The 6,896-nt window shown below is 53.1% G+C and carries 6 protein-coding genes; 2 read left to right on the forward strand and 4 right to left on the reverse strand.

Annotated elements, in window-relative coordinates:
* The first annotated feature begins 62 nt into the window (after positions 1 to 62).
* Entirely contained in the window at positions 63 to 1,235 is a 1,173-nt protein-coding gene (gene emrA / locus N0B36_RS12385; RefSeq protein ID WP_049282740.1) for a multidrug efflux MFS transporter periplasmic adaptor subunit EmrA, read from the forward strand.
* 16 nt (positions 1,236 to 1,251) lie between these two features.
* Positions 1,252 to 2,790, forward strand: a complete 1,539-nt coding sequence (emrB, locus tag N0B36_RS12390) for a multidrug efflux MFS transporter permease subunit EmrB (RefSeq protein ID WP_047499457.1) — start codon at positions 1,252 to 1,254, stop codon at positions 2,788 to 2,790.
* A 606-nt stretch (positions 2,791 to 3,396) separates the two neighbouring features.
* Here emrB and luxS read toward each other — a convergent pair.
* The 4 genes from luxS to yqaB form a co-directional block, all read right to left on the reverse strand.
* The gene (gene luxS, locus N0B36_RS12395) at positions 3,397 to 3,912 is read right to left on the reverse strand and encodes an S-ribosylhomocysteine lyase (RefSeq protein WP_016154160.1); all 516 of its coding nucleotides are present in this window, start codon (positions 3,910 to 3,912) and stop codon (positions 3,397 to 3,399) included.
* A gap of 149 nt (positions 3,913 to 4,061) precedes the next feature.
* Positions 4,062 to 5,618 (reverse strand): glutamate--cysteine ligase, encoded by a 1,557-nt coding sequence (gene gshA, locus N0B36_RS12400; protein ID WP_016154161.1) that lies wholly within the window; start codon positions 5,616 to 5,618, stop codon positions 4,062 to 4,064.
* A 77-nt stretch (positions 5,619 to 5,695) separates the two neighbouring features.
* A complete protein-coding gene (locus N0B36_RS12405; protein ID WP_003839664.1) occupies positions 5,696 to 6,124 on the reverse strand; it encodes a YqaA family protein in 429 nt (142 codons plus the stop codon).
* Complete coding sequence (yqaB, locus tag N0B36_RS12410; RefSeq protein WP_049270940.1) at positions 6,121 to 6,687, reverse strand: fructose-1-phosphate/6-phosphogluconate phosphatase; 567 nt, start codon at positions 6,685 to 6,687, stop codon at positions 6,121 to 6,123. The genes N0B36_RS12405 and yqaB overlap by 4 nt, the downstream gene beginning before the upstream one ends.
* Positions 6,688 to 6,896: the final 209 nt, after the last annotated feature.

The following is a 6,896-nucleotide window of genomic DNA, read 5'->3' on the forward strand; positions in this document are numbered from 1 at the left end:
CCTGTCTGATAAACAGGTCGGCTCAGCCGATGTGAAAAAAAAAGAAGATCGTGGAGAACAACATGAGCGCAAATGCGGAGACTCAAACCCCGCAGCAACCGGTCAAGAAGAATGGCAAACGTAAAAGTATGCTGCTCCTTCTGACCTTGCTCTTTATTATCATTGCCGTGGCATATGGGATTTATTGGTTTTTAGTACTGCGTCATGTCGAAGAGACAGACGATGCGTACGTGGCAGGGAACCAGGTTCAAATCATGGCGCAGGTATCAGGCAGCGTGACGAAAGTCTGGGCTGATAACACTGACTTTGTAAAACAAGGCGATGTGCTGGTCACCCTCGACCAGACGGACGCAAAGCAGGCATTTGAAAAAGCCAAAACTGCGCTGGCTTCCAGCGTGCGTCAGACGCACCAGTTGATGATCAACAGCAAGCAGTTGCAGGCAAGCATTGAAGTGCAGAGAACCGCGCTGGCGCAGGCACAAAGCGACTTTAATCGCCGTGTCCCGCTGGGCAACGCCAACCTGATTGGCCGCGAAGAGCTGCAACATGCGCGTGATGCCGTCGCCAGCGCTCAGGCTCAGCTTGATGTCGCTATCCAACAATATAATGCCAACCAGGCGATGATTCTCGGCAGTAAGCTGGAAGACCAGCCCGCCGTGCAACAGGCGGCCACTGAAGTGCGCAATGCCTGGCTGGCGCTGGAACGAACCAGAATCGTCAGCCCAATGACTGGCTATGTTTCCCGTCGTTCCGTGCAGCCGGGAGCGCAAATTAGCCCGACCACGCCGCTGATGGCGGTCGTTCCAGCCACTAACCTGTGGGTGGATGCCAACTTCAAAGAAACACAGCTCGCGCACATGCGTATCGGTCAACCGGCGACCGTTATCAGTGATATTTACGGCGATGACGTGAAATATACCGGTAAGGTTGTCGGCCTGGATATGGGTACGGGCAGCGCCTTTTCCCTGCTGCCAGCACAAAACGCGACGGGTAACTGGATCAAAGTCGTCCAGCGTCTACCAGTGCGTATTGAACTGGATGCACAGCAGTTGGCGCAGCATCCGCTGCGTATCGGTTTATCTACGCTGGTTACGGTAGATACCTCAAATCGTGACGGACAAATTCTGGCAAGCCAGGTTCGCACCACGCCGGTATCAGAAAGTAATGCACGGGAAATCAACCTTGCTCCGGTCAATAAGATGATCGAAGAGATCGTGCAGGCCAACGCGGGCTAATTCAAAGGTGCGTGTGATGCAACAGCAAAAACCGCTGGAAGGCGCGCAGCTCGTCATTATGACGATCGCGCTGTCCCTGGCGACATTCATGCAGGTGCTGGACTCCACCATTGCTAACGTGGCGATCCCCACTATCGCCGGGAACCTCGGCTCTTCACTGAGCCAGGGAACCTGGGTGATCACCTCATTCGGGGTGGCGAACGCTATCTCGATTCCGATCACCGGCTGGCTGGCAAAGCGTTTTGGCGAAGTAAGGCTATTCATGTGGTCAACTATCGCCTTCGTCATTGCGTCATGGGCATGCGGGATGTCCACCAGCCTGAGCATGCTGATTTTCTTCCGCGTAATCCAGGGGATTGTCGCCGGTCCATTAATTCCGCTGTCACAAAGCTTGTTGTTGAATAACTATCCTCCCGCCAAGCGTTCCATCGCCCTGGCGCTATGGTCGATGACGGTGATTGTTGCCCCGATATGTGGCCCTATTCTTGGGGGCTATATCAGCGACAACTATCACTGGGGCTGGATATTTTTCATCAACGTGCCAATCGGTGCTGCGGTGGTATTGATGACCCTGCAAACCCTGCGCGGTCGGGAAACCAAAACCGAGCAGCGGCGCATCGATGCCATTGGTCTGGCCCTGCTGGTCATTGGTATCGGCAGTTTGCAGATTATGCTCGACCGCGGCAAAGAGCTGGACTGGTTCGCCTCTCAGGAGATTATCATCCTGACGGTGGTCGCCGTTGTCGCCATCAGCTTCCTGATCGTCTGGGAGCTTACCGACGAGCACCCCATTGTCGACCTCTCACTGTTTAAGTCGCGCAACTTTACCATCGGCTGTCTGTGTATCAGTCTGGCCTATATGCTCTACTTCGGCGCAATCGTCCTGCTGCCGCAGCTGTTGCAGGAGGTATACGGCTATACGGCAACCTGGGCCGGTCTGGCGTCAGCGCCGGTTGGGGTGATTCCGGTGATCTTATCGCCGATTATCGGCCGCTTCGCGCACAAGCTTGATATGCGTCGGTTAGTCACGTTCAGTTTTATTATGTACGCCGTCTGTTTCTACTGGCGTGCGTGGACGTTCGAACCGGGTATGGACTTTGGCGCATCGGCCTGGCCACAGTTTATTCAGGGTTTCGCGGTAGCCTGCTTCTTTATGCCGCTGACGACTATCACGCTGTCCGGCTTACCGCCTGAGCGTCTGGCCGCGGCATCAAGTTTGTCGAACTTTACGCGAACGCTGGCCGGCTCTATTGGCACATCAATTACGACGACGATGTGGACTAACCGCGAGTCACTTCACCATGCGCAGTTAACGGAATCCGTTAATCCTTACAATCCAAATGCGCAGGCAATGTACGATAAGCTGCAGGATTTAGGGATGACGCACCAGCAGGCGTCAGGCTGGATAGCCCAGCAGATCACCAATCAGGGGCTGATTATTTCCGCCAACGAAATCTTCTGGATGTCGGCGGGGATCTTCCTGGTCTTGCTTGGCCTGGTGTGGTTTGCCAAACCACCCTTCGGTGCGGGCGGCGGCGGCGGTGGCGCGCACTAAATATCTGATAAAAGGGATCTGCGGATCCCTTTTTTATTGCCCCCTAGGAGTAATGCTTGTTAGTTAACGAGGATGAGTGGCACATACAGAGGTAATGAATCTGTTGCCTCCGGCGTATTGCTACGTTCACCTTATGTTTGTCACTTCTCTGAGGCAATACGACCTGTGAACGTGTTAAGGGTACTATCGCCGTACCCTTAACAATCCCGGCTCCCGACGGGAAAATCGATGAGGCGTTGACGGCTGACCGGGTCTGCCCGCAGGGATGCGGGCAGAGGGGACGGCCTGCAGGGACGCAGGCCCGGCCCCGACCCGACAGGCAGACGGCATAAGACGAATGAATCGCGCAGCGACGATTTTCCCGCCGGGAGCCTGGGTTGCAAGGGAGGCGGCGGTGAGCCTCCCTTGCGCGTTCACGGGTATCTGCGCTTCAGAAAAGTGATGCCACTGAGGTGAACGGAACCCTGAGCCGAAATCACATGTTCTCCATAATGCTTAACTGACTGGCATTACCTACCAGGGAGGTGGTTTAGGGGGAGGGGCAATAAAAAAACCCCGGTTATAAGCCGAGGTTAATTTAAATGCTGGAACAACTAATCAGTATGACTAAATATGCAGTTCCTGCAGTTTCTCTTTCGGCAGCGCCAGCTCTTCATTGCTGTTAACGCGTACATCATGCTCCAGAATATGACGTGCGATATCCTGTGCTTCGCTAAGAGAGTGCATCTGATACGTGCCACACTGGTAAACGTTCAGCTCCGGGATCTGGTTTTGATCCTGCACTTTCAGCACGTCCGCCATCGCCGCTTTCCACGCGTCGGCAACACGCTGCTCGTCTGGCGTACCAATCAGGCTCATGTAAAAGCCAGTGCGGCATCCCATCGGAGAGATATCGATAATCTCCACGCCGTTGCCGTTGAGATGGTTACGCATAAAACCTGCAAACAGGTGTTCCAGCGTGTGGATACCTTTCTCAGGCATCACTTCTTTGTTCGGAATGCAGAAACGCAGATCAAACACGGTGATTGCGTCGCCATGCGGGGTGTTCATCGTTTTTGCAACCCGGACCGCGGGAGCTTCCATCCGGGTGTGATCGACAGTAAAACTATCTAACAACGGCATTTAGCCACCTCCGATAAATTTTTTGAAAATAATCTGAACTCTTTGTTCCGGGGCGAGTCTGAGTATATGAAAGACGCGCATTTGTTATCATCATCCCTGTTTTCAGAGATGAAATTTTGGCCACTCCCGAGTGGCCTTTTTCTTTTGTATCAAGCGTGCTTTTCCAGCCACACGCTAAACGGCTCAGTATCAGCCGCTTCGATCTCCTGCTGACGACGCTTTGAAGCCTCGGTTTCAGCAATAAATTCCGCTTCCTGCAATATTTCTAACGGCTCTTCACGCAGCAGATTTCGGTAAGCCTCACCCAGCGCTTTACCCGTGCCGCCAATGCCTTCATCAATCATAGACCGTAGGATGCGGGCAGAGAAAGTCAGTTCTGGGTTGTCAAAACAGGCAACCAGTTCATCACAGACCTTTTGATACTCCTCTCCCCCATCGATGCTGTCCAGCGTTTGTGCCACGCGTTTCAGATCGCGGAACAGATCTTTCCCTACCTTAGGCAGCGGGAACTGGGCTGTTTCACAGCCAATACCTAACGTCAGCCCAGGCTTACGACCTTCGAGAATCACCCGATTCCAGTTTTTACGCGTACACAGCAATTCATCGCTGCTCATTTCCGGGGCATCGGCCAGCGCACACCAGACCATAAACAGATCGAGGAAACGCACCTGCTGCTCGTCCACGCCGATCGGTGAGAACGGGTTGATATCCAGTGAGCGAACTTCGATGTACTCAATACCGCCACGCAGAAGCGCGTCAGAAGGCGTTTCGCCACGACGAGTGACGCGTTTCGGGCGAATAGGCGCATACAGCTCATTTTCAATCTGCAGAACGTTGCTGTTGATTTGCAGACGCTTACCGTCCTTCTCCAGACCGATCGCCGCGTACTCCTCGGAAGGGGTTTTAATCGCGCGCTTTAATCCTGCCACATACTCATGCAAATCGTTAAACGTAATTCCGAGATTGCTTTGCGACTTATTGGTATAGCCCAAATCACTCAGACGCAGCGACGTCGCATACGGCAGGTAATACATCCCACAGTCGGTTTTTTCAAACGGCAGGGTTGTCGGTTTTCCTTGCAGGAAAGAGGAACAAATGGCCGGAGAGGCGCCAAACAGATACGGGATCACCCAACCAAAACGGTAGTAGTTGCGGATCAGACGGAAGTAACCCGCGGAGATCTTCTCTTTAGCATCTTCGCCGTCCGTTACGCCACATTTCGCCTGCCAGAAAGCCATCGGCAATGAGAAATTGTAGTGTACGCCGGAGATAGTCTGCATCAGCGCGCCGTAACGGTTTTTGAGGCCTTCACGGTACAGCGTTTTCAGACGACCGGTATTCGACGTACCGTACTGCGCCAGTTCGATATCCTGGCCTTCGGCAATATAGCAAGGCATGCTCAACGGCCACATACGCTCGTCGCCCAGGTTCCTGGCGGTATACCGATGCAGGTCGCGCATGAACGTGAGCATTTTCTCAATGTCGTCGCCTGGAGGCGTAATAAACTCCAGCAGTGCTTCGGCAAAGTCAGTGGTTATCCATTTATGCGTTAGCGCTGAGCCTAACACCTCAGGATGGCCTGTCGTTGCTAATGACCCATCTGCATTAACGCGCAGCGTTTCGCGCTCCAGCCCACGTTGAATCCCCTTTAACGCCTGAGGATGGTTTTCCAGCCAGGCCAGCGCCTGTGATACGTCCGGGATCAAATTGACCTCCCGCCTGTCAAAATCGTTTTAATTAGCATAATGGTATTGGTTACCCTGAAGGCTATCTCACAACACAATTAGTGCCACCACATAATGCCTTGCGTCGTAACCGCTGCGACAACTACATAGCGCAGCGCCTTGCCAAGGCATAAGAAAAAAAGTACTGGACCCCACGAGATGCGCATCCATCCAGCTAACAGGCACAGTAAATCACCCACAACCGGCATCCAGCTTAATAATAGTGTGACAGCGCCATAGCGCCGCAGCCAGCCAGTGGCTTTTTCTTGCCAGCGCGATGTTTTACGCAATGGAAAGAAACGCCCAAGGATAACGTTAGTTAACCCTCCAAGGCTATTACCCATTGTTGCTGTTAAGACTAAGACCCAGGGATGACTTATCCCAGAGACCAGCAAAGCAACTAAAACAACTTCAGAATTGCCGGGTAATAGCGTAGCGCTGAGAAAACTGCTGGCAAACAGTGACAGGAGCGATAGTCCATCACTCACAATAACCGGACATCCACCGCGTCCATTCCTGCGGCACGCGCCGCCTGAAGCCCAAAATCGGCATCTTCAAATACGACACAGCGCGCCGGAGCAACACCCATACGTTCGGCACAGAGCAAAAACGTATCAGGAGCAGGTTTATGGTGTTGTACGTGATCGGCTGCGACTACAGCATCAAAATAGCGACGCAGCCCAAGGTGTGCGAGCAGAGCTTCCGCAATCGCGCTTTCACTCCCCGTACCTACCGACATAGGACGACGACCATGCCAGGCTTTCACGACGTCAACCAATGGCAAAGGCTGGACGCTATCCAGCAGCATGCTTCTCACCTTGTCGGTTTTTTCACGCGCCAATGCATGAGGGTCAAGATCGGCATGATTCAATTCAATTACCGACTGGGCAATACGCCACGTTGGGGAGCCATTGAGGGCGACCATGGCTTGTTCATCAAAACGTAACCCATAATGCCCCAATACCTCATGCCACGCCTTACGGTGCGTTGGCTCGGTATCCAGGATGGTGCCATCCATATCAAAAATCAAACCCGCATAACGTTCGTACATCGTCTTCTCACAAGCCGAATGACCAGACGTTATTTTATCGTAATTGATTGATTTTGTCGCTGACAGCGAATTAAGGGGTGTTCCGGGAGTATGTGGAAATGATTCAAAGGAGAGAAGATGGTACATCCGGGAGTTATCTCGGAGAAGATGGTGCATCCGGGAGGATTCGAACCTCCGACCGCTCGGTTCGTAGCCGAGTACTCTATCCA

The sequence above is a fragment of the Citrobacter sp. XY323 genome (assembly GCF_025106035.1).
GTDB classification, from domain to species: Bacteria; Pseudomonadota; Gammaproteobacteria; order Enterobacterales; family Enterobacteriaceae; genus Citrobacter; species Citrobacter braakii.